Origin of the sequence: Paraburkholderia lacunae (assembly GCF_003353175.1) — a bacterium.
Lineage (GTDB): Bacteria > Pseudomonadota > Gammaproteobacteria > Burkholderiales > Burkholderiaceae > Paraburkholderia > Paraburkholderia lacunae.
This window is the reverse complement of sequence record NZ_QHKS01000009.1, coordinates 107,546-131,849: the sequence shown is the minus strand read 5'-3', so window position 1 is coordinate 131,849 and position 24,304 is coordinate 107,546. Positions and strand designations below refer to the sequence as shown.

The 24,304-nt window shown below is 64.7% G+C and carries 27 protein-coding genes; 20 read left to right on the top strand and 7 right to left on the bottom strand.

Annotated features, from left to right (window positions below):
• The first annotated feature begins 1 nt into the window (after position 1).
• Complete coding sequence (locus DLM46_RS15710; protein WP_007179960.1) at positions 2–736, top strand: RNA polymerase sigma factor FliA; 735 nt, start codon at positions 2–4, stop codon at positions 734–736.
• A 64-nt stretch (positions 737–800) separates the two neighbouring features.
• Here the strand turns inward: DLM46_RS15710 and DLM46_RS15705 are convergent, their stop codons facing one another.
• From DLM46_RS15705 to flgA, 5 genes are all read right to left on the bottom strand, one after another.
• On the bottom strand, positions 801–1,211 hold the full coding sequence (locus DLM46_RS15705; protein WP_115101667.1) for a type II toxin-antitoxin system HicB family antitoxin: 411 nt from the start codon (positions 1,209–1,211) through the stop codon (positions 801–803).
• Positions 1,208–1,390 (bottom strand): type II toxin-antitoxin system HicA family toxin, encoded by a 183-nt coding sequence (locus DLM46_RS15700; RefSeq protein WP_115101666.1) that lies wholly within the window; start codon positions 1,388–1,390, stop codon positions 1,208–1,210. The genes DLM46_RS15705 and DLM46_RS15700 overlap by 4 nt, the downstream gene beginning before the upstream one ends.
• Before the next feature lie 326 nt (positions 1,391–1,716).
• Positions 1,717–2,163 (bottom strand): flagella synthesis protein FlgN, encoded by a 447-nt coding sequence (locus DLM46_RS15695; RefSeq protein WP_115101665.1) that lies wholly within the window; start codon positions 2,161–2,163, stop codon positions 1,717–1,719.
• Positions 2,164–2,257: 94 nt separating this feature from the next.
• Positions 2,258–2,617, bottom strand: coding sequence for a flagellar biosynthesis anti-sigma factor FlgM (gene flgM / locus DLM46_RS15690; RefSeq protein WP_115101664.1), 360 nt, complete (start codon positions 2,615–2,617; stop codon positions 2,258–2,260).
• A 186-nt stretch (positions 2,618–2,803) separates the two neighbouring features.
• On the bottom strand, positions 2,804–4,243 hold the full coding sequence (gene flgA / locus DLM46_RS15685) for a flagellar basal body P-ring formation chaperone FlgA (protein ID WP_115101663.1): 1,440 nt from the start codon (positions 4,241–4,243) through the stop codon (positions 2,804–2,806).
• A 216-nt stretch (positions 4,244–4,459) separates the two neighbouring features.
• Between flgA and flgB the strand changes: the two genes are divergently transcribed.
• The 19 genes from flgB to fliR all read left to right on the top strand — a co-directional run bounded on the left by flgB (position 4,460) and on the right by fliR (position 22,090).
• Positions 4,460–4,954, top strand: a complete 495-nt coding sequence (flgB, locus tag DLM46_RS15680) for a flagellar basal body rod protein FlgB (protein ID WP_115101662.1) — start codon at positions 4,460–4,462, stop codon at positions 4,952–4,954.
• Between the two features lie 148 nt (positions 4,955–5,102).
• The gene (gene flgC, locus DLM46_RS15675; RefSeq protein ID WP_115101661.1) at positions 5,103–5,528 is read left to right on the top strand and encodes a flagellar basal body rod protein FlgC; all 426 of its coding nucleotides are present in this window, start codon (positions 5,103–5,105) and stop codon (positions 5,526–5,528) included.
• Between the two features lie 10 nt (positions 5,529–5,538).
• Positions 5,539–6,282: a flagellar hook assembly protein FlgD gene (locus tag DLM46_RS15670; protein ID WP_115101660.1), complete on the top strand. Its 744-nt coding sequence runs from the start codon at positions 5,539–5,541 to the stop codon at positions 6,280–6,282.
• Between the two features lie 43 nt (positions 6,283–6,325).
• Positions 6,326–7,837, top strand: coding sequence for a flagellar hook protein FlgE (locus DLM46_RS15665; RefSeq protein ID WP_115101659.1), 1,512 nt, complete (start codon positions 6,326–6,328; stop codon positions 7,835–7,837).
• 20 nt (positions 7,838–7,857) lie between these two features.
• Entirely contained in the window at positions 7,858–8,616 is a 759-nt protein-coding gene (gene flgF / locus DLM46_RS15660) for a flagellar basal-body rod protein FlgF (RefSeq protein WP_115101658.1), read from the top strand.
• 184 nt (positions 8,617–8,800) lie between these two features.
• A complete protein-coding gene (gene flgG, locus DLM46_RS15655; protein ID WP_115101657.1) occupies positions 8,801–9,589 on the top strand; it encodes a flagellar basal-body rod protein FlgG in 789 nt (262 codons plus the stop codon).
• A gap of 30 nt (positions 9,590–9,619) precedes the next feature.
• Complete coding sequence (flgH, locus tag DLM46_RS15650) at positions 9,620–10,318, top strand: flagellar basal body L-ring protein FlgH (protein WP_115101656.1); 699 nt, start codon at positions 9,620–9,622, stop codon at positions 10,316–10,318.
• A 2-nt stretch (positions 10,319–10,320) separates the two neighbouring features.
• Entirely contained in the window at positions 10,321–11,553 is a 1,233-nt protein-coding gene (locus DLM46_RS15645) for a flagellar basal body P-ring protein FlgI (protein WP_208866283.1), read from the top strand.
• 12 nt (positions 11,554–11,565) lie between these two features.
• Positions 11,566–12,564: a flagellar assembly peptidoglycan hydrolase FlgJ gene (flgJ, locus tag DLM46_RS15640; RefSeq protein WP_115101655.1), complete on the top strand. Its 999-nt coding sequence runs from the start codon at positions 11,566–11,568 to the stop codon at positions 12,562–12,564.
• A gap of 552 nt (positions 12,565–13,116) precedes the next feature.
• On the top strand, positions 13,117–13,890 hold the full coding sequence (locus DLM46_RS15635; protein WP_208866282.1) for a flagellar brake protein: 774 nt from the start codon (positions 13,117–13,119) through the stop codon (positions 13,888–13,890).
• A 100-nt stretch (positions 13,891–13,990) separates the two neighbouring features.
• Entirely contained in the window at positions 13,991–15,967 is a 1,977-nt protein-coding gene (flgK, locus tag DLM46_RS15630) for a flagellar hook-associated protein FlgK (RefSeq protein ID WP_115101654.1), read from the top strand.
• A gap of 10 nt (positions 15,968–15,977) precedes the next feature.
• Positions 15,978–17,210 carry a flagellar hook-associated protein FlgL gene (gene flgL / locus DLM46_RS15625; protein WP_115101653.1) on the top strand — a complete coding sequence of 411 codons (1,233 nt, stop codon included), beginning with the start codon at positions 15,978–15,980 and terminating at the stop codon, positions 17,208–17,210.
• A gap of 213 nt (positions 17,211–17,423) precedes the next feature.
• On the top strand, positions 17,424–17,930 hold the full coding sequence (gene fliL / locus DLM46_RS15620) for a flagellar basal body-associated protein FliL (RefSeq protein ID WP_115101652.1): 507 nt from the start codon (positions 17,424–17,426) through the stop codon (positions 17,928–17,930).
• Between the two features lie 65 nt (positions 17,931–17,995).
• The gene (gene fliM, locus DLM46_RS15615) at positions 17,996–18,994 is read left to right on the top strand and encodes a flagellar motor switch protein FliM (protein ID WP_115101651.1); all 999 of its coding nucleotides are present in this window, start codon (positions 17,996–17,998) and stop codon (positions 18,992–18,994) included.
• A complete protein-coding gene (fliN, locus tag DLM46_RS15610) occupies positions 18,987–19,445 on the top strand; it encodes a flagellar motor switch protein FliN (RefSeq protein ID WP_115101650.1) in 459 nt (152 codons plus the stop codon). The genes fliM and fliN overlap by 8 nt, the downstream gene beginning before the upstream one ends.
• Positions 19,442–20,056: a flagellar biosynthetic protein FliO gene (gene fliO, locus DLM46_RS15605; protein ID WP_115101649.1), complete on the top strand. Its 615-nt coding sequence runs from the start codon at positions 19,442–19,444 to the stop codon at positions 20,054–20,056. The genes fliN and fliO overlap by 4 nt, the downstream gene beginning before the upstream one ends.
• Positions 20,056–20,880: a flagellar type III secretion system pore protein FliP gene (gene fliP / locus DLM46_RS15600; RefSeq protein WP_115101648.1), complete on the top strand. Its 825-nt coding sequence runs from the start codon at positions 20,056–20,058 to the stop codon at positions 20,878–20,880. Before fliO ends, fliP begins: the two co-directional genes overlap by 1 nt.
• A 102-nt stretch (positions 20,881–20,982) precedes the next feature.
• A complete protein-coding gene (gene fliQ / locus DLM46_RS15595; protein WP_115101647.1) occupies positions 20,983–21,252 on the top strand; it encodes a flagellar biosynthesis protein FliQ in 270 nt (89 codons plus the stop codon).
• Positions 21,253–21,307: 55 nt separating this feature from the next.
• Positions 21,308–22,090: a flagellar biosynthetic protein FliR gene (gene fliR / locus DLM46_RS15590; RefSeq protein WP_115101646.1), complete on the top strand. Its 783-nt coding sequence runs from the start codon at positions 21,308–21,310 to the stop codon at positions 22,088–22,090.
• 146 nt (positions 22,091–22,236) lie between these two features.
• Here fliR and DLM46_RS15585 read toward each other — a convergent pair whose 3' ends face one another.
• Complete coding sequence (locus tag DLM46_RS15585; RefSeq protein WP_115101645.1) at positions 22,237–23,787, bottom strand: flagellar hook-length control protein FliK; 1,551 nt, start codon at positions 23,785–23,787, stop codon at positions 22,237–22,239.
• 65 nt (positions 23,788–23,852) lie between these two features.
• On the bottom strand, positions 23,853–24,302 hold the full coding sequence (fliJ, locus tag DLM46_RS15580; protein ID WP_115101644.1) for a flagellar export protein FliJ: 450 nt from the start codon (positions 24,300–24,302) through the stop codon (positions 23,853–23,855).
• Between the last annotated feature and the right edge of the window lie 2 nt (positions 24,303–24,304).

Here is a 24,304-nt window from a genome sequence, read left to right as displayed (position 1 = left end):
GATGTATAACGCTCAGGGAAAGATTTCCCAAGCCGACGTTCTGACGAAGTACGCACCGCTCGTGCGTCGCCTCGGCTTGCAGCTCGTCGCCAAGATGCCGGCGAGCGTCGATCTCGACGATCTGATTCAGGCCGGCATGATCGGACTGCTGGACGCCGCGAGCCGCTACAAGGAAGACCAGGGCGCGCAGTTCGAGACCTACGCCAGCCAGCGGATTCGCGGCGCGATGCTCGACGAATTGCGCAGCAACGACTGGCTGCCGCGCAGCTTGCGGCGCACCTCGCGCGAAGTCGAAACCGCCGTGCACAAGGTCGAACAGAACCTGGGCCGCTCGGCGAGCGAGACCGAGATCGCCGAGCATCTGCAAATGCCGCTCGACGAGTATCAGTCGATGTTGCAGGACCTGCACGGCAGCCAGCTGATCTACTACGAGGACTTCGACCGTTCCGCGGACGACGAGCCGTTTCTCGACCGTTACTGCGTCGATCATTCGGACCCGCTCTCGGCGCTGCTCGACGACAGCCTGCGTTCGGCGCTGGTTGAGGCGATCGACCGCCTGCCGGAGCGCGAGAAGCTGCTGATGTCGCTGTATTACGAACGCGGCATGAACCTGCGCGAAATCGGCGCGGTGATGGAGGTCAGCGAATCGCGCGTGTGCCAGCTGCATAGCCAGGCGGTGGCACGCCTGCGCACGCGGCTGCGGGAGATGGCCTGGGCGAATGCCGAGGCAACTTGAGTTTTGAAGAGTCGAGGGTCGGCCGGCGGCGCACCAGCCTACGTCAGCTCAGGCATCCGCTCACTCAGGCATCCGCCATCTCATGCTCCGCGGCCAGCGCGAGAAACGCCGAGCGCGACATGCCGCGCGCCTGTGCGTAAGCGTCGATGTCGTGGACCAGCGCCTCGGGCAGCGAGATATTGATGCGCACGGCTTTCTTCAGCGCCGGGATATTCCGGGTGGTCACGAAACCCCACGTAAAGCCCGCATAGTCCGGATTGCGCCGATGCTCCTCGAGCGTCAGCCGTTCGGGGATCGGCAACCCTTCGTCGAGCAGCGTATCGAGATGCGCTTCGATCGCTTCCTTCGCATTCGCGTAGGCTTCCTCGAGCGTATCGCCCGCTGCGTGACAACCCGGAACGTCGGGCACCACCACGCCGAACGCATGGTGCTCGTCACCGGGTTCGATCGCGATCGGGAAAATCAGGTTCTTCATTTCAGGCCTGCCTGTTTCAAAATGCTGTTCAGTGTGCCGGGCGGAAGATCCTTTTTCGGATGCGGGATGGTCACGAGACCGGCTTTTACCGCGTGCCGGAAATGATGGTGGCTGCCCGATGTCCGGATCAGCCGCCAGCCATCCGCTTGAATCAGTTTGACGACCTCGGCACTGTTCATATTGCACTCCTCGAACTATACACACGATTACACAACCTCGCTAGTGAATGTGCTTCGCCGCCTGCTCGGCCTGGGCAGCGTTGAAGCTGCCCAGGGCGGCGAAGAACCTCAGTGGGGGGAACCGGTGATTTCAACGCGGCGGACAAATCCGCGCTAGCTGGCCGGATGGCCAACGCGTAATGGAGACGGCCTTGAATGGCCTGGTGCGGGCGTCAGAAAAACAAAAAGGGCTCGTCAAAAGCGAGCCCTTCGTTCGACACAACTCGGTTCAACAGAATCGACTCAGCCGGAGCGGCGCCCGAAACGCGCCAGTCCTCGGACAGTCGTTACGCCGTGGGACGCGCCGGAATCCGTCCGTCCGGTCCGTAGAAGCCGGTCTTCTGCGGCACGGCCACTTGCAGCGCCTTCAGCGCACGCTGGTTGTAGTCCATCCGCACGCGGATCAGCTCGCCGTTACTCGTATTGAAGCGCCGCGCGCGATCGGCGGCTTTTTGCAGCAGCGACCATTGCGCCGCGAGCCGCGCGTCGGTGCTGGCTGCGAGTTCCATGCCGGGCCAGCCGGCCGGAAAGCCGAGTTCGGCCAGTTGCGCGTCCCGCTCGTTTTCGAGCCTGGCGAGCATGCCGATCAGTTCGGTTTTTTTCTCGACGATCGGCGGCAACAGTTCCAGCGGCGACAAGGCGGTCAAGGCCTTGGTTTCGAGCACCAGAATCGAGGCGAACGCCTCGACGGCCGAATATTCTTCGATCAGGGTGGCAAGCAGGGCGTCTTTCATCTCAACAACTCGCTGAACACGACGGCCCGCGGGTGATTCACGAGCCGGGTTGGTCGAATGCCGCCCGGCAATTCACCGTACTTCGATGCGCCGATCAGTTGCCGGTCGACGAGGTTTTGCTTTGCAACAGGTCGCGCGCCGTATTGAGCACGCCATCGGCGATCTTGCCGGAATCCATCGTCAGCGAACCATCCTTGATGGCCTGCTTGATCGATTCGACATGCGCCGTGTCGATATCGGCCGAACCGGACGCCGCGAGGCTGCGCAGATGCTGCGACAGACCCGACAGGCTGACGCTGGCATCGCCGGAACCGCTGCTGGTGGTGCTTTGCGAGGCCGTGCCCGCACTCTGCGCGTTGCTGGTCGCGGCCGTCGTCGCGTCGCTTTGCTGCGAGCGGGACAGGGCGTCTTTCAACGTCGGCAGATTCGAATTGGTTGTGGAATCGACTTTCACGATTGGCTTCCTGAACGATTTGATTCTGATAACGGCAACCGTTGATCAAAACTTTAGCGCAATCGTTCGAGGTCTTGCCTTGTCGGTCGGGGCGATCCGGCCCCACGAGCCGCACGGACCTCCCGCCCGCGAAGCCCGCCATTGCCGCTGCATCCACAGCGTCGGCCGGCATCCCGCCGAGCCGCTTCACAGCTGAATCTCCACCGTCGAACCGTCCTTGACGATGCCGGAGATGATCTGGCCGTTGGCCGTCTTCACCCGTACCTGCTGACCCGGCGACGCGTTGTTCAGCGCGCTGCCTTCGGCCGAGATCGCAAAGCCTTCGCCGGCCGCGACCACCCGCACGGTCTGTCCGACCGACACCGCCGACGCGCTTTTCAGCATGTCGCGGCGCAGCGGCATGCCGCCGGCGACGCGCGTGAGCGTGACCGAGCCGACCGCCTGCGACGGGTCCGTGACGATCGCCTGCGGCAAGCCGGTCAGGTCGCCGTCGCGGGCGACGAGGTCGGCGGTGGTGAGCACTTCGCCAGGCGACATCGCGCGGGCGGCCAGATAGTAGGTGGCGCGTATCGAGATGCGCGCCTGCAGATAGAGGGTCCACGGCCGTTCGCCCGCGCAGCGCACGCCGACGGTCGTGCGGCCCCACAGGCGCGCGCCGCTCGGCATGAACGGATCGAGCATCGTGCAGGCTGCGAGACCCCGCGGAAACGCCGGTGCGACGGTGATGTCGACCTTGCCGGGCAGGCCGGCGGCTTGCTGTTGAAGAAAGGCGAGGGCGGCGCTGCGGATCGCTTCGGGATCCTGCTGGCCAGGCAGCGGAGCGGCTTGAGCCACGGGCGGTGTCGCGGGCTGTGTTACGGGCTGTGTTACGGGTTGCGTCACGGGCTGCATCGCCCCCGCGGCGCCCAGATTCTGTTGCGCGACGGCCGGCGCCACCGGGCGCATCGGCGGTGTGCGGGCAATGATGGCGGGCGGCGCGGGCATCGCCGCAGCGGTTGGGGCCGATACCCGTGCGGGCACTGCCGTCGTCGCGACCGGTTTGCCGTTCGCGCCTAGCTGCGGTGGCTCGCCGCGCGACGCGAGCGTATCGAAGCCGCTCGCAGCGGATGTGCCGGCAGCGCCATTCGAGGGTGAACTCGCCGCCGCATTGGCATTGACCGGCGCGGGAATCGTCACGACACCGTTCGCGTCGGGCTTGAAGCGGGTGCGGATCATCGCCGGCGCGGCAGGCGCTTCGCCCGCGCCCGGAATGACGATCGAGCCGCTCGTATTGGCGGCGCGCGTGAATTGATCTGCATCGCGTGCGACCGGGCCCGGTGTCAGCGACCGCGCAGTGGCCGTGGCCAGCGTGGCGGCAGAGCCCGCGCGTTTGGCAGGCGCCGCCTGCATGTGCTCGGCCAGATCGGCGAGTGCGGCCGGATTCTTCTCACCCGGGCCGGGAATCACGATCGGGCCACCGGCATCTTCGGCCTGCGCGGCGCCCGGCAACAGAACGGCGCCGGCCATGACGCACAGTGCCGCGCTCACCAAAACCCGCCCAGCAAGCCGCAGCGCGCCCGCCGCCGCGCGATGCGCCGCCGCCGCGCGGCGTGCGCGGTGCGTCAGATCGAAAGCGGGCAGGCCCATCGCGTTTCTCCATCAAATGCATCAGTACGTAATGCATTCTAGTCAGCGCACCCATTGCGCAAACGTTGAATAGAAGCCCCCTTTCCCGGTTATTCGTCCGATTGCCGCTTGCGTTCGGCCCCTAAGATGGACCTCATGCAAAAAGGTCTTCCCGGCCGAGGCCGTCCTCACGCGAGGCGCTCACGGGAACCTCGGGAACGTTCTCCGGAGATTTCTATGCTGGACAAACTCGATGCCGAATTCGCCTTTGGCCGCCAGGCGCTCGACGTACGCGCTTACCGTCAGGAGCTGTTGTCTTCGAATATCGCCAATGCCGATACCCCCGGGTACAAGGCGCGCGACGTCGATTTCGCTTCGTCGCTCGCGGGCGCGCTGAAGAAGAGCGGTGGCGGAGCCGGCCAGGGTGCACCGAACGCTTCGACGCTGGCGATGACGCAGCCTGCCGGGGTGACGAGCGGCATGTCGATGGCCTCGACCGCGCCGGGCCACATGTCCGGCAAGACGACGCTCACGCCGACCGGCGGTGCGCCCGACGACTACGGCAATCTGCAATACCGCATTCCGACGCAACCCGCGCTCGACGGCAACACGGTCGATATCGATACCGAGCGTGTGCAGTTCGCCGACAACACGCTGCATTTCGAATCGGGCATGACGGTGCTGTCGAGCCAGATCAAAACGATGCTGGCGGCGATCACGTCGGGCTCGTAATTCGGTTGCAGGAACGGCTCAAAGGCGGCTGCGGGGCAGTCAGGGCAGCCGGGGCAGCAACGCTGGAAGAAGCGCAGCAAGAAACGCAGAAAGAAACGCTACGGGATTAACGCAAGCCGGGTCGAACCGGTAGGAGAGGTCAGGAAACATGCCATCCCTGATGAATATTTTCGGTGTTGCGGGCTCCGCGATGTCGGCGCAGTCGCAACGGCTCAACGTGACGGCGTCCAATCTCGCCAACGCGGACAGCACGACGGGTCCGGACGGCCAGCCGTACAAGGCCAAGCAGGTCGTGTTCGCGGTGAACCCGATCGGCGGCGCGCGCTCGGGCTCCGGCCAGCAGGTCGGCGGCGTGCAGGTCACCGGCGTGGTCGACGACCCGACGCCGATGAAGACCGCCTACGACCCGGGCAACCCGGCCGCCAACGCGGACGGTTACGTCACGCTGCCCAATGTCGACCCGGTGCAGGAAATGGTCAACATGATCTCGGCCTCGCGCTCGTACCAGGCCAACGTCGAGACCCTGAACACCGCCAAGACACTGATGCTGAAAACGCTCACGATCGGAACCTGAGGAGAGCTCCTTGACCACCAACACCACCATCGGCGGCACCGGCACGACCGTGTCGCAGACGCTGCTCGATACGATGAACGGCACGAAGAAGAGTGCCTCGAGCTCGACCAGCTCCACCTCGACCAGCTCCACAAGTTCGTCGAGCGGCACGTCGGGCACCGATCTGCAGAATACCTTTCTGCAGCTGCTTGTCGCGCAGATGAAGAATCAGGACCCGACCAATCCGATGGACAGCTCGCAGATGACCTCGCAGCTGGCGCAGATCAACACGGTGTCGGGCATCAGCCAGCTGAATACGACGCTCACCTCGTTGTCGACGCAACTGACGGCCGGCCAGCAGTCGCAAGCCGCGCTGCTGATCGGCTCGACGGTGCTCGCGCCGGGCAGTTCGGTGACGGTCGCGAGCGGCAAGGCCAGCTCGTTCGGCGTGCAGCTCGCCAATTCGGTGAGCGACCTGCAGGTGGTCGTGAAGAACGCGGCGGGCAACATCGTCAACACGATCGACCTCGGCAAGCAGTCGGCCGGCAATATTCCGGTGAGCAGCTGGACGCCGACCGACTCGGCCGGCAACACGCTGCCCGACGGTACCTACACGATCAGCGCGGTCGGCACCATCAACGGCCAGCAGGCCACCGCCACGACGCTCGCGGGCGCGACGGTGCAAAGCGTCGTCACGCAGAGCAGCGGCACGCCGGGCCTCGTGCTGTCGAACGGCACGACCGTGGGGCTGACCAGCGTCGCCGCCATCCTCTGATTCAGATTCAGTCAGTTACGACCTTCCAGATACGGAGACCGTCATGGGTTACCAAACAGGTTTGAGTGGTTTGTCGGCATCGTCGAGCGATCTCGACGTGATCGGCAATAACATTGCCAACGCGAATACGGTTGGCTTCAAGAGCGGCGCAGCGCAATTCGCGGACATGTACGCCAACTCGGTGGCGACCGCGGTGAACAACCAGGTCGGCATCGGCACAAAGCTCGCCGAAGTGCAGCAGCAGTTCGCGCAAGGCACGATCACCAGCACCAATCAGGCACTCGACGTCGCCATCAACGGCAATGGCTTCTTCCAGTTGTCGAACAACGGTTCGATGGTCTACTCGCGCAACGGCGTGTTCCAGCTCGACAAGAACGGTTTCATCACCAACGCGCAAGGCCTGCAACTGATGGGCTACGCCGCGAGTAGCGCGGGCGTTGTCAACACCGCGCAAACCGTGCCGCTCTCGGTGCCGACCGCGAACATCGCGCCGCAGGCCACCACCAAGATCACTGCCGGCCTGAACCTGAACGCCCAGGATCCGCTGATGCTCGGCACGCCGACCGTGACGGCCGGCGCCACCAACGCCGGCACGCTCACGACGACCGGCGCGACCATCACGAACACGGCTTCGGGCACGAACAACGACAACTTCACCGTCACGTTCCCGACCCCGACGACCTACACGGTCACCGACAACACCCTCGGCACGACGACCGCCGCCGCGACGTACACGGCCGGCACCGCGATCCAGCTCGGCAACGGCGAGACCATCACGTTCACCGGCGTGCCGGCAGTCAACGACAGCTACACGGTCGCGCCGACCGCGGTGGCGTTCAACCAGAACAGCTCGACGACGTACAACTACTCGACCAGCACGACGGTCTACGACTCGCTCGGCGGCTCGCAGCAGGTCAACATGTATTTCGCCAAGACCGGGGCCGGGACGTGGGACGTGTACGCGGGCCCGTCGACCGGCACGGCATCGCTGATCGGCCATGCGAATTTCAATTCGTCGGGCACGCTGCTCGGCACGACCGACGCGGCCGGCGTCGCGACCGCCACGCCGTTCGTCTTCAATTTCTCGGTGCCGAACACAGACGGTTCGTCGACGCCGCAGAACCTGACGCTGAACATCGGCGGCACGACGCAGTACGGCGGCAAGGACGGCGTGAACTCGCTGCAGCCCGACGGCTTCGCGGCCGGCACGCTGACGAGCTTCACGATCGGTGCGGACGGCACGCTGACCGGCAACTATTCGAACCAGCAAACCTCCGCGCTCGGCCAGATCGTGCTCGCGAACTTCTCGAACCAGAACGGTCTCGTGAACCTCGGTAACAACGAGTACCAGCAGACCTCCCAATCGGGTGTCGCGCAGATTTCGGCGCCGGGCGCGACCAACCACGGCACGCTGCAAGGCGGCGCGGTGGAAAACTCGAACGTCGACCTGACGAGCCAACTGGTGAATCTGATCACTGCGCAACGCAACTATCAGGCGAACGCGCAGACGATCAAGACTCAGCAAGCGGTCGACCAGACCCTGATCAACCTGTAAGCCACCGGGACTGACCCATCATGGATCGGCTCATCTACACCGCGATGTCGGGCAGCACACAAGCGCTCGAACAGCAGGCCATCGTTGCGAACAACCTCGCGAATGCCTCGACCACCGGCTTTCGCGCGCAGCTCGAGACGTTCCGCGCCGTGCCGATGTCGTTCGGCGACGGCAGTTCGGTCAACGACAACACCACGCGCACTTTCGTGCTGTCGTCGACGCCGGGCGCCGACTACACGCCGGGGCCGATCCAGCAGACGGGCAACCCGCTCGACGTCGCGGTCGAGGGGCCGGGCTGGCTGGCGGTGCAGGCCGCCGACGGCACCGAGGCTTACACGCGCGCCGGCAATCTTCACATCGACCAGAACGGCCAGCTGGTGAACGCGATGAATCAGACGGTGCTCGGCAACGGCGGTCCGGTGTCGGTGCCGCCGGGTGCGCAGATCACGATCGGCAAGGACGGCACGGTGACCGCGCTCACGCCGGGCGATCCGCCCACGGCGGTGGTGACGGTCGATCAGCTGAAACTGGTGAATCCGAATCCGCAAACCATGACGCGCGGCAACGACGGCCTGTTTCGCACCGCCGACGGCAACCCCGCCGACGCCGACCCGGCCGTCACGCTGGCGCCGGCTTCGCTCGAAGGCAGCAATGTGAATCCGGTCAGCGCGATGGTCTCGATGATCACCAACGCCCGCCAGTTCCAGATGCAGACCAAGATGCTGGAAAGCGCCGACAAGAACGACCAGTCCGCCAATCAGCTGCTCAGTTTCAGCTAACGGGTCGCCCCGGCATAGCAACCATGTTGCATGGGATGGGAGTAAGTGCTTTGCATGGGACCGGAGTAACGCGCTAAAGCGCGAACTCTGGTCGACAGCTAAAGCGCCAACCCCCATCGACAGCGTTGCATAGGACGGGAGTAAGCGCTAAAGCGCTAACTCCCATCGATACAGGAGAAAAATTGTGAATCGCTCGCTCTACATCGCCGCTACCGGCATGAATGCGCAACAGGCGCAGATGGACGTGATCTCGAACAACCTCGCGAACGTCAGCACCAACGGCTTCAAGGGCTCGCGCGCGGTGTTCGAGGACCTGCTGTATCAGACCATCCGCCAGCCCGGCGCGAACTCGACGCAGCAAACCGAACTGCCCTCCGGCATCCAGCTCGGCACCGGCGTGCAACAGGTCGCCACCGAGCGTCTGTACACCCAGGGCAACCTGCAGCAAACCGGCAACTCGAAAGACGTCGCCATCAACGGCCAGGGCTTCTTCCAGGTGCAGATGCCCGACGGCACGACCGCTTACACCCGCGACGGTTCGTTCCAGACCAACGCGCAGGGCCAGCTCGTCACGTCGAGCGGCTACCAGGTGATTCCGGCCATCACGGTCCCCGCCAATGCCACTTCGCTGACGATCGGCAGCGACGGCGTGGTGTCGATCACCGTCGCCGGATCGAGCAACACGCAGCAGCTCGGCACGATGCAGCTCGCCACCTTCATCAACCCGACCGGTCTGGATGCGAAGGGCGAAAACCTGTTCGCCGAAACGGCTTCGTCGGGCGCGCCGAACGTCGCGCAACCTGGCCTGAACGGCTCCGGCACGCTGAATCAGGGTTACGTGGAAGCCTCGAACGTGAACGTGGTGCAGGAGCTGGTGAACATGATCCAGACGCAGCGCGCGTATGAAATCAACAGCAAGGCCGTGACGACCTCCGACCAGATGCTGCAGACGCTCAGCCAGATGCAGGTTTGAGCGGCCGGGAATTAACAGGCGGTAATCAAGATGTCGCACTTCACACGTACTCCGGTTCATTCGCGCACGGCTCAGGCGCTGGTGCAGCTCACGCTGCTCGCGGCGCTGGGCGGTTGCGGTCTCGTGCCGAGAGAGCCCATCACCCAGCAGCCGATGACGGCCATGCCGCCGATTCCGCCGCAAGCGCAATCGCCAGGCTCGATCTTCAACCCGGGCTATGCGGGCCGGCCGCTGTTCGAAGACCAGCGGCCGCGCAATGTCGGCGACATTCTGACGATCGTGATTCAGGAAAACGTCAACGCGACGAAGTCGTCCGGCGCCAACGCCAACCGCTCGGGCAGCACCTCGATGGCCGTGCCGACCGCGGGCTTTCTCGGCGGCCTGTTCGCCAAGGCCAACCTGAGTGCCAACGGCGCGAACGTGTTCAGCGGAACCGGCGGCGCCAACGCCTCGAACACCTTCAACGGCACGATCACGGTCACGGTGACCGGCGTGCTGCCGAACGGCAACCTGGTGGTCAGCGGCGAAAAGCAGATGCTGATCAACCAGGGTAACGAATTCGTGCGCTTCTCCGGCGTGGTGAATCCGAACACGATTTCCAGCCTGAACGCCGTGTACTCGACCCAGGTGGCGGACGCGAAAATCGAGTACTCCGCGAAGGGCTATCTCAACGAAGCCGAGAACATGGGCTGGCTGCAGCGCTTCTTCCTCAACGTGTCGCCGTGGTGATCATGCGCAGCGTCTTCTCCCGCCCCGGCCTGCTCGTGCGTCTCTTGCGCTTCGTACGCTTCGCGCGCTTCGTGCGGCACATTCACCCCGGCCAGCTCGGCCGCGCGTTCGCTTTCGCCGCGCTCGCCTGCGCGGCGCTGCCGGCGGCGACACCCGCCCATGCCGAGCGTCTGAAGGACCTCGTGCAGATTCAGGGCGTGCGCGACAACCCGCTGATCGGCTACGGTCTCGTGGTCGGCCTCGACGGCACGGGCGACCAGACCACGCAAACGCCGTTCACCACGCAGACGCTCGCCAACATGCTGGCGAACCTCGGCATCTCGATCAACAACCAGGCCGCCGGTTCGAGCAACTCGCAATCGTCGCTGTCGAACATCCAGCTCAAGAACGTTGCCGCGGTGATGGTGACGGCGGTGCTGCCGCCGTTCGCGCGTCCGGGCGAAGCAATCGACATCACCGTGTCGTCGCTCGGCAACGCCAAGAGCCTGCGCGGCGGCACGCTGCTGCTCACACCGCTCAAGGGCGCCGACGGCCAGGTGTACGCGCTCGGCCAGGGCAACCTCGCGGTCGGCGGCGCCGGCGCGAGCGCGAACGGCAGCAAGGTGCAGGTGAACACGCTGGCTGCGGGCCGCATCGCCGGCGGCGCGATCGTCGAACGCGCGGTGCCGACCTCGGTGTCGCAAGCGGGCGTCATGCAGCTCGAACTGAACGACATGGATTACGACACCACGCAGCGTGTGGTGTCGGCGATCAACAACGCGTTCGGCGGCGGCACCGCCATGGCGCTCGACGGCCGCACGATTCAATTGCAGGCGCCGCCCGATCCGGAACAGCAGGTCTCCTTCATGGCGCGCTTGCAGAACCTCGACGTGAAGCCGGCGCAAGCCGCCGCGAAGGTGATCCTGAACGCGCGCACCGGCTCGATCGTGATGAACCAGATGGTCACGCTGCAGAACTGCGCGGTGGCGCACGGTAATCTGTCGGTGGTGATCAATACGCAGCCGGTGGTGAGCCAGCCGGGCGCGTTCTCGAACGGCCAGACGGTGCAGGCCCAGCAGTCGCAGATTCAGATGAAGCAGGACAACGGCGCGTTGAAGCTCGTGACCGCCGGTGCGAACCTCGCCGAAGTGGTGAAGGCGCTCAACGCATTGGGTGCGACGCCCGCGGATCTGATGTCGATCCTGCAGGCCATGAAAGCGGCGGGCGCTTTGCGCGCCGACCTGGAAATCATCTAAGGAAGACAGAAGATGAATTCGGATACGACCAACTCCGCTAACGCGGCGAACGACCTGACCCAACGCTTTGCGCTCGACGTGCAGGGCTTCGGCAAGCTGAGCGCGCAGGCCAAGGCTTCGCCGCAGGCCGGCATGAAGATGGCCGCGCAGCAGTTCGACGCGGTGTTCACGCAGATGATGTTGAAGAGCATGCGCGATGCGACGCCGCAGGACGGCCCGTTCGATTCGCACGACAGCGCCACCTTCACGTCGATGATGGATCAGCAGTTGTCGCAGCAGTTGTCGCAGAAGGGCATCGGCGTGGCCGACGCGATGCTCAAGCAGATGATGCGCAACCAGGGCATGCAGGTGAGCGGCGCAGCAGGCGGTGCGGGCGGCCTCGCCGGCATGGCCAATGCGCTCGGCGGCGGCAGCGGCGGCGACGATGGCCAGACCGCCGCGCTGAACGCGCTCGCCAAGGCATACGGCAATGCGCAGGCCAACGGCCAGCTGGCGATGGGCAAGGGCTACTCGGCCAACAGCGCGCTGACCCCGCCGCTCAAAGGCGACGGCAGCTCGCCGAAAATCGACGCGTTCGTCGACAAGCTGGCAGCGCCTGCCCAGGCCGCCAGCGCCGCGACCGGCATTCCGGCGCGCTTCATCATCGGCCAGGCCGCACTCGAATCGGGCTGGGGCAAGAACGAGATCAGAAAGGCCGACGGCTCGAACAGTCACAACGTGTTCGGCATCAAGGCGTCCAAGGACTGGACCGGCAAGACCGTTTCGACCGTCACGACCGAATATGTGAACGGCAAGCCGCAGCGCACCGTCGAGAAATTCCGCGCGTACGACTCGTACGAGGAAGCGATGACCGATTATGCGAACCTGCTCAAAGGCAATCCGCGTTATGCACAGGTCATCAATTCCTCGCACGATGTGAACGGCTTTGCCAACGGCATGCAGCGCGCGGGCTACGCGACCGATCCGCATTACGCGAAAAAACTGATGTCGATCATGCAGAAAATGGCCTGAGCGGCCGTTAATGCAGAAGCAGGCGGAGGCGCGCGGTTGGGCGCCGCAGTTGGGCGCAATTGCGCGGACGCGGCTGGGTGAGCGCGGTCGAGTGAACGCGGTGAGATGAAATGCGCGCCGCTTCAATAACGCCGGTTCATGCAGTTTGATTTTCCCCGCATCAAATCCATGCACGCGACGGGGCCAGGTGCATAACAAGACGGAACAGGCCGATCGCCCCCGGGCGGTCGGCCGAGCCGCAATATCGGAAATCGAGTGTCTTGTTTCGCGGCTGATTCATGGTTTATCCGTTGTCTGAACGATCGTTGCCCGTATTGGATGCGCCCGGCTCGCACCGGATGCGTATCGGTGTTTTAACGTTTGCGGCAAATATTTTCATGACCGGCCCCTAAATTTTGGCCGGACGCTGCCGCTAATCAGGTTAGACCCGATACCGGAAGATGCTGTAACGTCCGGTCGAATGCGCGTGCCGCGGCCTCGATGAAGACCGCGCGAAAGCCCCGGCAGAAGCCTTGGGCACGCGCCCGCAAGAACATGCATACCGGCAAGCCCATGGATACTAACCAGTCGCACGGCCAGACCGAAGCCCCCGGCCAGCCGCACGCCGCGCCAGACGAAGACGCTCACGACTTCGGCCGTCGCAACACGCTGGAGATCGGCGTTCAGTTGCGCAATCTCGTCAATCGCGGCGACTTCCTCACCGCGCAATATGCGGGCGGCCAGATCGTCACGCGCCTGCTCGAGGTCGATGTGCGCGGACGCACTTTCACTTTCGATTGGGGCGCGTTGCCGGACCAGAACCGAGGTTTGCTGGCGGCGCCGCGTTGCCAGTTCCACGCGTCGCCGGACGGCGTGCGGGTCGAATTCGCCACGGGCACGCCGCGCGAAACCCGCTATGAAGGACTGCCCGCATTCGAGGCGGACTTCCCCGAGGTGCTGTTCTACGTGCAGCGCCGCGAGTATTTCCGCGTCGATGCGCCGATTCTCGATCCGTATATGTGCAGCGGCCGCCTGCCTGAAGGCGAGACGTTCCGCTTCGAAGTGCACGACCTGTCGCTCGGCGGGGTCGGCATGCGCACTTCGGATGAACGCGTGGCCGAATTGCCGATGGGCACCCGGCTGCACGATTGCGAACTGGTGCTCGGCGCGCTCGGCCGTCTGTCGCTCGATCTGCAGCTGGTGTCGCATCGCTCGACCGCGTTGCCGAACGGCACGCAGCGCTATCAGCTCGGCTTCCGTTTTCTGACGCTGCCCGGCAGCGCGGAAAACACGCTGCAACGCTTGATCACGCAACTCGAAATGAAGCGTCGCTCGCTGGTGCGCTGAGCAACGGAAACGGCCCTCAATTTTTCCCCGCGCGGGCCGTTAAACAGGAAGTTCAAGTAACGCGGCGGCATGTGTCCGGTGTCGCCCTTCAGGATGACGCATGTCCAGCACCCTCATCAATCTTGGCCTCAGTGGACTGAACGCAGCCCAGTGGGGACTCACGACGACCGGCCAGAACATCAGCAACGCGTCGACCGCGGGCTATACGATCGAACGGCCCGTCTACGCGGAAGCCGGCGGCCAGTACACGGGCTCCGGCTATCTGCCGCAAGGCGTTTCGACCGTGACCGTGACGCGCCAGTACAGCCAGTATCTGACCACTGAGCTGAACAACGCGCAGTCGTCGAGCAGCTCGCTGTCGGCCTACAACTCGATGATTTCGCAGCTCAACAATGTGATCGGCAGCCCAACCGCCGGCATCGCGACCGCGATCACGAGCTATTTCACCGGCATGCAGAACGTCGCGAACAACGCTTCGAGCCTCGCCACCCGCCAGACCGCGATGAGCGGCGCGCAGACGCTCGCGAACCAGATCAACGCCGCAGGCCAGCAATACGATGCGCTGCGCCAGAGCGTCAACACGCAGCTCTCGAACACCGTTTCGCAGATCAACAGCTACACGCAACAGATCGCGCAGTTGAACGGCCAGATCTCCGCGGCCAGCACGCAAGGCCAGCCGCCGAATCAGCTGCTGGATCAGCGCGACCTCGCGGTGTCGAATCTGTCGCAACTGGTCGGCGTTCAGGTGGTGCAGTCCAACGGCAGCTACAGCGTGTTCATGGGCAACGGCCAGCCGCTGGTGAGCGGCGGCAACAGCTATAACCTCGGCACGGCGCCTTCGACGGGCGACACCAGCGAACTGTCGGTGCAATATCTCGGCCAGGCCGGCGCCAATCCGGCAGCTGCGCCGCAGGATCTGCCCGACAGCAAGGTCACGGGCGGCACGCTTGGCGGACTGCTTGCGTTCCGCAGCCAGACGCTCGATCCGGGCGAAGCGCAACTCGGCGCGATCGCCGTGAGCTTCGCCTCGCAAGTGAACGCGCAGAACGCGCTCGGCGTGACGCTGAGCGGCGGCCAGGGCGGCGCGCTGTTCTCGGTGGGCGGCGCGACGGTTTACGCCAACACGCAGAACACCGGCAATGCGTCGCTGAACGTGTCGTTCGCGAATGCCTCGCAGCCGACCACCGGCGACTACACGCTCGCCTACAACGGCACCGCTTACACGCTGACTGACAATTCGACCGGCACCGTAGTGGGTGCGGCCACCAGTCTGGCCTCGCCGATCAACGGCCTGCAGTTCTCGACCACCGGCACGATGAACCCGGGCGATTCGTTCACGGTCGAACCGACCCGTGGCGCGCTGAACAGCTTCGCCACCGCGACCACCGCCGCTTCGGCGATCGCCGCCGCGGCGCCGGTGCTGGGCGCGGCCGCGTCGACCAACACCGGTACCGGCACGATCACGCAGGGCACGGTGTCGGCCGGCTACACGATGCCGAATGCGACCACCACGCTGTCGTACACCGGCGCGGGTCTGTCCGGCTTCGCGGCGGGTTCGACGGTCACGGTGGCGGGCTCGCCGTCGACCACCTACCCGATCGCCAGCACGGCGACCGTGGTGCCGTATTCGTCGGCCACGGGCGCCACGCTCACGATCAATAACGCGACTGCCGGCCAGATGAACAACGTGTCGGTGACGATCAGCGGCTCGCCGGCTGCCGGCGACAAGTTCACGATCGGCCCGAACACCGGCGCGACCAACGACGGCCGCAATGCGCTGGCGCTGTCGAACCTGTCCACTGCGAAGGTGATGGCGGGCGGCACGGTCACGCTGACGGGCGCGTACGCGAACTACGTGAACGAGATCGGCAACCAGACCAATCAGATTCAGACTTCGAGCACCGCCCAGGCCTCGCTGGTGACGCAGATCACCACCGCGCAGCAGTCGGTTTCGGGCGTGAACATCAACGAGGAAGCAGCCAACCTGCTTCAGTATCAGCAGCTCTATCAGGCCAACAGCAAGGTCATCCAGACCGCGCAGACCCTGTTCCAGACGTTGATCGGCATTATTCAGTGAGGCGTTGAACATGCGTATTTCCAGCACGCAGTACTTCAACATGAACGTGGCGACGATGAGCGATCAGCAAGCTCAGCTGTCGCAACTGTACGCAGAGATTTCGAGCGGCGTGAGCCTCTCCACACCCTCGGACAATCCGCTCGGCGCGGCGCAGGCCGTGCAGTTGAGCGCGACGGCGACGATCCTGTCGCAGTACACGAGCAACCAGGGCGCTGCGCTCACGTCGCTGCAACAGGAAGACTCCACGCTCGGCAGCGTCACCTCCGCGCTGCAAAGCATTCACACGCTGGTGCTGCGCGCCGGCGACGGCTCGCTGAACGACGGCGACCGCGGCTCGATCGCCACGCAGCTGCAAAGCCTGCGCAGCCAGTTGATGACGCTCGGCAACTCGACCGACTCGCAGGGCAACTACCTGTTTGCCGGCTTTCAGAGCACCGCGCAGCCGTACACCACCAACTCCGCCGGCGTCGTGACCTATTCGGGCGACACCGGTACCCGCGCCGTGCAGATCACCGACTCGCACACCGTTCAGACCGCCGACAACGGCATCGCGATCTTCAGCAGCGTGGCGTCGATCGGCACCAGCGCAGTCCCCGCCGCGACCGCGGGCAACAGCGGCACCGGCGTGATCAGCGGCGTCAGCCTGACTAATCCGACCAACCCGGCCAACGCCTACACCTACTCGATCGCCTTCGCGGGCGCCGGCGCGGCGACCACCTACACGGTGACTTCGACCGATCCGGCCACCGGCGCGGTCACGGTGGGCGCGCCGCAGGCTTTCACATCGGGCTCCGCGATCGCGCTCGGCGGCCAATCGGTGACGATCACCGGCGCGCCGAACGCGGGCGACAGTTTCACCGTGACGCCGGCCACGCAAGGCAGCACGGACGTATTCGCCAACCTGAGCCAGCTGATCACGACGCTGCAAACGCCGGTGTCGGGTGCAGCCGCGACTGCCAGTTTCCAGAGCGCGATGGTCACCAGCCTGACCCAGCTCGAAAACACGATGAACAATGTCGTGACGGCCCAGGCCGCGGTCGGCGGTCGTGAGCAGGAAGTGCAGGCGTTGCAGACGGTCACGCAGACCAACACGCTGCAGACCTCCAACGATCTGTCGAATCTGACCCAGACCGACATGACCAAGACGATCAGCAAGTACACGATGACGCAGGCTTCGCTGCAAGCGGCGCAGCAGGCGTTCGCGAAGGTGCAGAACATGTCGCTGTTCCAGTACCTGAACTAGGCGGGCGAGCAGGGCAGGAACCAGGGGCGGGACCGGCGTGAGCCGGTTCCGCCCTTGTTATTTGCGTGGCCGGCGCCGTAGGCAAAAAACCGACCGCCTGAAAGGCAAAAACAAGAGATAGCCAGCATTAACCCTTCTTTTCGACCCATCGCGCCGCAGGCAAATCAACAACAATCATCATCACCAGCACTAACGGCAAGTAAAGCAAACCTCATGGCATCCACGACCGCAAACCAGCAACCCGCGCCCGCCTCGCCGGGCCCGTTGAAGCGAATCATCCTGATCGCCCTCATTGCGATCCTCGCCGCAGCGGCCGCCGGCGCGGGCGTGTGGTTCTATATGTCCAAACGCGCCTCCGCCCCCGCATCAGTGGAAACCGCCAGCACGCCGGCGCCACCGGCAACGCCGCTCTTCTTCCCGCTCGAATCGATGACGGTCAACCTGCAGTCGGACGACGGCCAGCAACACTTCCTGCGTATCGGTCTCACCCTCAAGCTGAACGACCCGAAAACCCAGCAGGAACTCACCGAGCACATGCCGGAAGTGCGCAGCCGCATCCTGCTCGCACTGTCGAACAAGCATCCTGACGACCTGGCGCCGCTCGAAGGCAAACGCGCCCTCGCCACCGAACTCCGTACGCTGATCGAACAGCCCACCGATAAGGGCGCCACGCCGGCCCACGTGCAGGACGTCCTGTTCACCGAATTCGTCGTGCAGTGACGTCCGCAGTGACGTTATCTAGCGCTGCCATCATCAACCGCCACGGGACGCACGAGGAATAAGGAATGGGCCACGAAGAGTTCATGTCCCAGGAGGAGGTCGATGCCCTCCTCAAGGGCGTAACCGGCGAGTCCGACTCGGTCGCCGACCACGCGGATCGTTCGGGCGTTCGCCCGTACAACATCGCGACGCAGGAACGCATCGTCCGTGGCCGGATGCCGGGCCTCGAAATCATCAACGATCGCTTCGCTCGTCTGTTGCGCGTCGGCATCTTCAACTTCATGCGGCGCTCGGCGGAAATCTCCGTCGGCCCGGTGAAAGTCCAGAAATACAGCGAGTTCACCCGCAACCTGCCGATCCCGACCAACCTGAACCTGGTCCACGTGAAGCCGCTGCGCGGCACCTCCCTGTTCGTGTTCGACCCGAACCTGGTGTTCTTCGTGGTCGACAACCTGTTCGGCGGCGACGGGCGCTTCCATACCCGCGTCGAAGGCCGCGATTTCACGCAGACCGAGCAGCGCATCATCATGAAGCTGCTCAATCTCACGTTCGAGCACTACACGATGTCGTGGAAAAGCGTGCGCCCGCTGCAGTTCGAATACGTGCGCTCGGAAATGCACACGCAATTCGCCAACGTCGCGACGCCGAACGAAATCGTCATCGTCACGCAGTTCTCGATCGAGTTCGGCACCACGGGCGGCACGCTGCACATCTGCATGCCGTATTCGATGATCGAACCGATCCGCGACATCCTGTCGTCGCCGATCCAGGGCGAGGCGCTCGAAGTCGACCGCCGCTGGGTCCGTGTGCTGTCGCAACAGGTGCAGGCCGCGGAAGTGGAACTGACCGCCGACCTCGCGCAGGTACCGGTCACGTTCGAGCAGATCCTGAACATGCGCAAAGGCGATGTTCTGCCGATCAACATCCCCGAACACATCACGGCGAAGGTCGACGGCGTGCCGGTGATGGAATGCGGCTACGGAATTTTCAACGGTCAGTACGCGTTGCGGGTCCAGAAAATGATCAGCGCAACCGAATCGATGAAGGAAGGTGGATATGAGTGACCTGAAAGCAAAGCCCGAGACGGAACTGCCGGAAGCCGAACAGCTGGCTGCCGAGCAATCCGCCGAGGACGAAGCGGCGATGGCCGACTGGGCCAGCGCGCTCGCCGAGCAGAACGACAACACGGAAGTCAGCGCCACGACAGCCGGCGTGTTCCAGCCGCTGTCGAAGGTCGAGCCGACATCGACGCGCAACGACATCGACATGATCCTGGACATCCCCGTCCAGATGACCGTCGAACTCGGCCGCACCAAGATCGCGATCCGCAACCTGCTGCAACTCGCGCAAGGTTCGGTCGTGGAACTGGACGGCATGGCCGGCGAACCGATGGACGTGCTGGTCAACGGCTGCCTGATCGCACAGGGTGAAGTCGTGGTCGTCAACGACAAATTCGGTATTCGCCTGACCGACATCATCACGCCGTCCGAGCGCATCCGGAAGCTGAATCGATGAGATGCATTGCCGGTCGCGCCGTGCGGGATGCGTCGCGCCATGTTCCCGATCGCGCAATGCTCGCGGTGAGGACCGTGAGCGCTTCGGCGGCCGTGCTCGCGCTGACCTTCGTATCATCCGCCGCGCACGCGGCCGACATGAACGCGGTCAACAACGCCGCGAACATCGCGTCGGGTGTCGGTGCAGGCACAGCCGTTCCGGCGCTCGGCGTCGGCGCAGTGCTGCAAACGATCGTCGGCCTGCTGGTCGTGATCGGTCTGGTATTCGGTTGTGCGTGGCTCGCGCGCCGCTTCGGCTGGCAGCCGGCGAAGCGCGGCGCTCTGGTGAAGACCATCGGCGGCGCTTCGCTCGGCGGCAAGGAGCGGGTCGCGGTGGTCGAGATCGGCGATACGTGGCTCGTGCTCGGCACGGCGCCCGGCAATGTGCGTCTGTTGCATACGATGCCGGCCGGCTCAGTCGCGATCGATCCGGCCACAAGCACGCAACCTGCCGCAACGGGCTCAGCCGCATCGTTGCCCGGCACCTTCGGCCAACGCTTTCGCGACGCTTTGAAAGGCGAAATGGGCAAACGCTTCAACAGCTTCAACGGGCAAGGCAGCGGGGATCGGTAATGCAGTTCAGCCTTCAATCAGCGCGTGACGCGCAAGCCGCACGCGTGCCGTCCGCCGCTTCGACAATCGTCCCCGTGCTGCGCCGTATCGCCCCTGTTGCATTGCCGGCGCTGATGCTCGCGCTGCCGACGCTGTCGTTCGCGCAAACCGCCGGCCTGCCTGCCTTCAACACGAGCCCCGGCCCGAACGGCGGCACCACGTACTCGCTGAGCGTGCAGACGATGCTGCTGCTCACGATGCTGTCGTTCCTGCCGGCCATGGTGCTGATGATGACGAGCTTCACGCGCATCATCATCGTGCTGTCGTTGTTGCGCCAGGCGCTCGGCACGACCACCACGCCGCCCAATCAGGTGCTGGTCGGCCTCGCGATGTTTCTCACGCTGTTCGTGATGTCGCCGGTGCTCGACAAGGCCTATACCGAAGGCTACAAGCCGTTCTCCGACGGCTCGATGCCGATGGAGCAGGCGGTGTCGCGCGGCCTTGCGCCGTTCAAGACGTTCATGCTGCGGCAGACCCGCGAAAGCGATCTCGCCCTCTTCGCCCGCATCTCGCATGCCGCGCCGATGCAAGGTCCGGAAGACGTGCCGCTGTCACTGCTGGTGCCGTCGTTCGTCACCAGCGAATTGAAAACAGGCTTCCAGATCGGCTTTACGATTTTCATCCCGTTCCTCATCATCGACATGGTGGTGGCGAGCGTGCTGATGTCGATGGGGATGATGATGGTGTCGCCCGCCACCATCTCGCTGCCGTTCAAGCTGATGCTGTTCGTGCTCGTCGACGGCTGGCAGTTGCTGCTCGGCTCGCTCGCGCAGAGCTTTGTTTAAGCGCCGCGCTGACTGGATTCGTTTGGGCGCCGCCGATCGGCATCGCTCATCGGCCCCGCCTGGCGATTTCGTCCAACCTTTCACGCTTCCGGTCGAACCATCATGAATTCCGAATCCGTCATGACGCTGGCGCACCAGGCCATGTATGTCGGCCTGCTGCTCGCCGCACCGCTGCTGCTGGTCGCGCTGGTTGTCGGTCTGGTGGTGAGCCTGTTCCAGGCTGCCACGCAGATCAACGAGACGACGCTCTCGTTCATTCCGAAGCTGCTCGCGATTGCCGTCACGATGGTGATCGCCGGGCCGTGGATGCTGACGACTATGCTCGACTATCTGCGCCAGACGCTCACCAACATCCCGGCGCTCGTCAACTGAGCGCCGCGCCGACCCCCTCGCCCCACACCGCCGCCCGTCCGCTCGCGCCGCCGCCATGTTTTCCGTCACCTACGCGCAACTGAACACCTGGCTCACGGCGTTCCTGTGGCCGTTCGTGCGAATCCTCGCGCTGACCGCCACAGCGCCGGTGCTCGGCAACCGGTCGCTGCAGATCCGCGTAAAAATCGGCCTCGCGGCCTTCATCACGATCATCGTCGCGCCGACGCTCGGCGCGCTGCCGCAGGTCACGGTGTTTTCCGCCGAAGGCGTGTGGATCATCGTCAACCAGTTCCTGATCGGCATCGCGCTCGGCGTGACGATGCAGATCGTGTTTCAGGCGATCGCCGCCACCGGCGAATTCGTCGGTCTGGGCATGGGCCTCGGCTTCGCGACGTTCTTCGATGCGCAGGCGAGCAGTTCGAGCGAGGTGCTGTCGAGCTACATGAACATCATCGCGATGCTGGTGTTTCTGGTGATCGACGGCCATCTGCAGATGATCGGCGCGCTGCTGGCCACGTTCCAGTCCGTGCCGGTGTCGGCGAACATTCTCGGTGCGCCCGGCTGGCGCACGCTGGCCAACTTCGGCAGCACGGTGTTTTCAGCGGGCCTGCTGCTGGCGCTGCCGGTGGTCGCCGCGCTGCTGATCACCAACCTCGCGCTCGGCATTCTCAACCGCGCCGCGCCGCAAATCGGCGTGTTCCAGATCGGCTTTCCGCTGACGATGCTGATCGGCTTGCTGCTCCTGCAGCTGATGATCCCCAACATGATTCCGTTCTTCACGCGACTGTTCGACATCGGTATCGATCAGATGGGGCGCGTCGCGGCTGGGTTGAAGTAGCGGGCGCGCGCTCGCCGCGGCTCACTCCGAGCGCCTCAGGCGGCCGGCGCCCCGAAGGAAGTCCCCTTGGGGGACAAAGAGAAGTAGGTGCTCTCCCGCACAGGGGGAAAGCTAATAGGCCACAAACCGCCGCGAAGGCAAAAAAATCAAGCAAACGTATCCACTAACCCAACAGAGCGCCGCACGGCAACATCGCCCCCCACAGCCCCAACAGACTCCCCAGCGCCACCGGCAAAAGCAGCAACTGAAGCCCTTCCACCCGAGCGCCCAGAATCCGCACTCTGCTGCTGTCCGCTCCCCGATCGGCCAAACCCATCGCTGACACTCGCGCTGCCAAGCCCAATCCCATTGGACTCCATCGCCTCCCGCAATTTCGGCAAAGCCGCCTCGACGGCTTCTCTCACCTGCTGGTGCTGAGAAACGAAAAGCGCATGGGCATGGTTATCGGCAACCTGCAACACAACTTGCAGCGGCCCCAAATCCTTTGGATTCAAAGTCAGCTCGGCGCTCTGCGAATGCGCATTCGACAAGAACACCACCTTCTGACTCAACGCGTCTTCCCAGTCAGTCGTGCCGACCTGCGGCGCCAATCCATTCGCCACTTCAGCCGCGCCGGCATTACCCGTCGTCTGCACAGCCGCAGTCGTGCCCGCGGCGCCGGCCACCGCCTGAGTGGCGGCCAAAGCTGCGGCCGCCGCATCGGCAGCACTCTTGAAGGACGCAAGATTGTCGGCCTGAGCGGCGCCGGAAGCCGTCGACGCCAACGCCAACGCGTCAACCGCCGTCTTCACCGCCGCCGATGGATCCGTCACCGTAATAGCGGCTGCCGTCAGCGAGGCAGCTTTGGCCGCATTCGATCCCTTGCCGTCGCCGAACAAACCGGCGGCAAGCGTCTTGCCGTCCGCCGATGCATTCAGTCCGGCAGTCGCATCGCCAGCCAAACCGCTCGCGGCGCTCGACGCGTTCGCCGCCGCGCCGCTCGCCAGCGCCTGAGCCGGCACCGGTGCCGCGCCCTGGGCGCTCGCCAGCGCGGCCAACGCCGCCTGCAATGCGTCCTGTGCGGACTTCGCATCGGCCGCACTCGTCTTCTTGCCGGAGGTGCCGCCCGTCGTGGCGTCCGTCGTCGCGTCAGGCAGCGAAGCCGCTGCGTCAGCCAACGCCGCAGCGGGGTCGGGGACGGCCGGAGCAGCCGCGCCGTTGGCGTTGGCCTGAGCCTGCGCGGCAGCCGCCGCCGCCGCCGCGATGACTGCGGCGGCGGCGGTCTGCGTGGCCGGGTTGCCCGATTTCGCCGCGTTCGCCGGGGTCACCTGGTTCGCGGCAGGTTTGTCGTTCGCGGCCTGCTGCGTTGCTCCCGACGAGGACGCACTGGACGACGATGCGCTCGCCGCGGTGCTGTCGGTTTTGCTGTCGTTCCCGGTATCGGTGTCGTCCGTGCTCTGTGAGGCGTCGTCGGGGGCGGGCGGAGCGTCATGCACGCTCGACGACGATGCCTGCGAAGACGATGCGGATGAGGAAGACGAGGAGGAGGACGAAGACGACGAAGACGTCGCCGCCGGCATGCTCGCGCTCTGCGCGGCGATGCTGTCCTGAAGCGTTTGCGCGAACGGCTTGGCGTTCGCCGCGGCGGCCATGGCCGCGCTGGTGGACGTGCTGCTGGCGGAGCCGAGCAGTGAGCCGATCGATGAGAGTGCTGACATAGATAGATGATCCTGTCGATCCGTCAAAACGGAGTGTTCGGTCTGTCGAGGCGGCGCGCGGCGCGTCAGACGCCCTCGGCGCGCATCCTCAGAATTCGGGCGGCGTGTTCGTCGGCGTCGCGCTGGTCGCGCCGCGCCGTTTGCCTCGCTTCGGCGGCCTGGCCGCGCGCCTGCAACACTTCGAACGAGCCGAGTTTTTGCTTCTGGCGCTGCCAGTCCGGCTTGGCGGCCTCCAGGCGCGCATTGGCCGTCACCAGCAGATTGCGCTGCTGTTCGATGGCGGAGTCGAGCGTGTCGATGAACGCCTGGAAATTACGCATGTTGCCGGCGGGCATGCCCGTCTGGGCGGTCGCCGTGAAGCGCGCGTGATATTCGTCGCGGTACTGCACCAGTGAATCGAGCTGCGCCTGCACGTCGTTGCGCTCGCGCTGGGCCCGGCCGAGGCGCTGCGCGGCGGCGTCCACATCGTCCCTGGCGAGGCCGATGAGCGTCTCGATCGGAAAGTGTTTCGCCATCG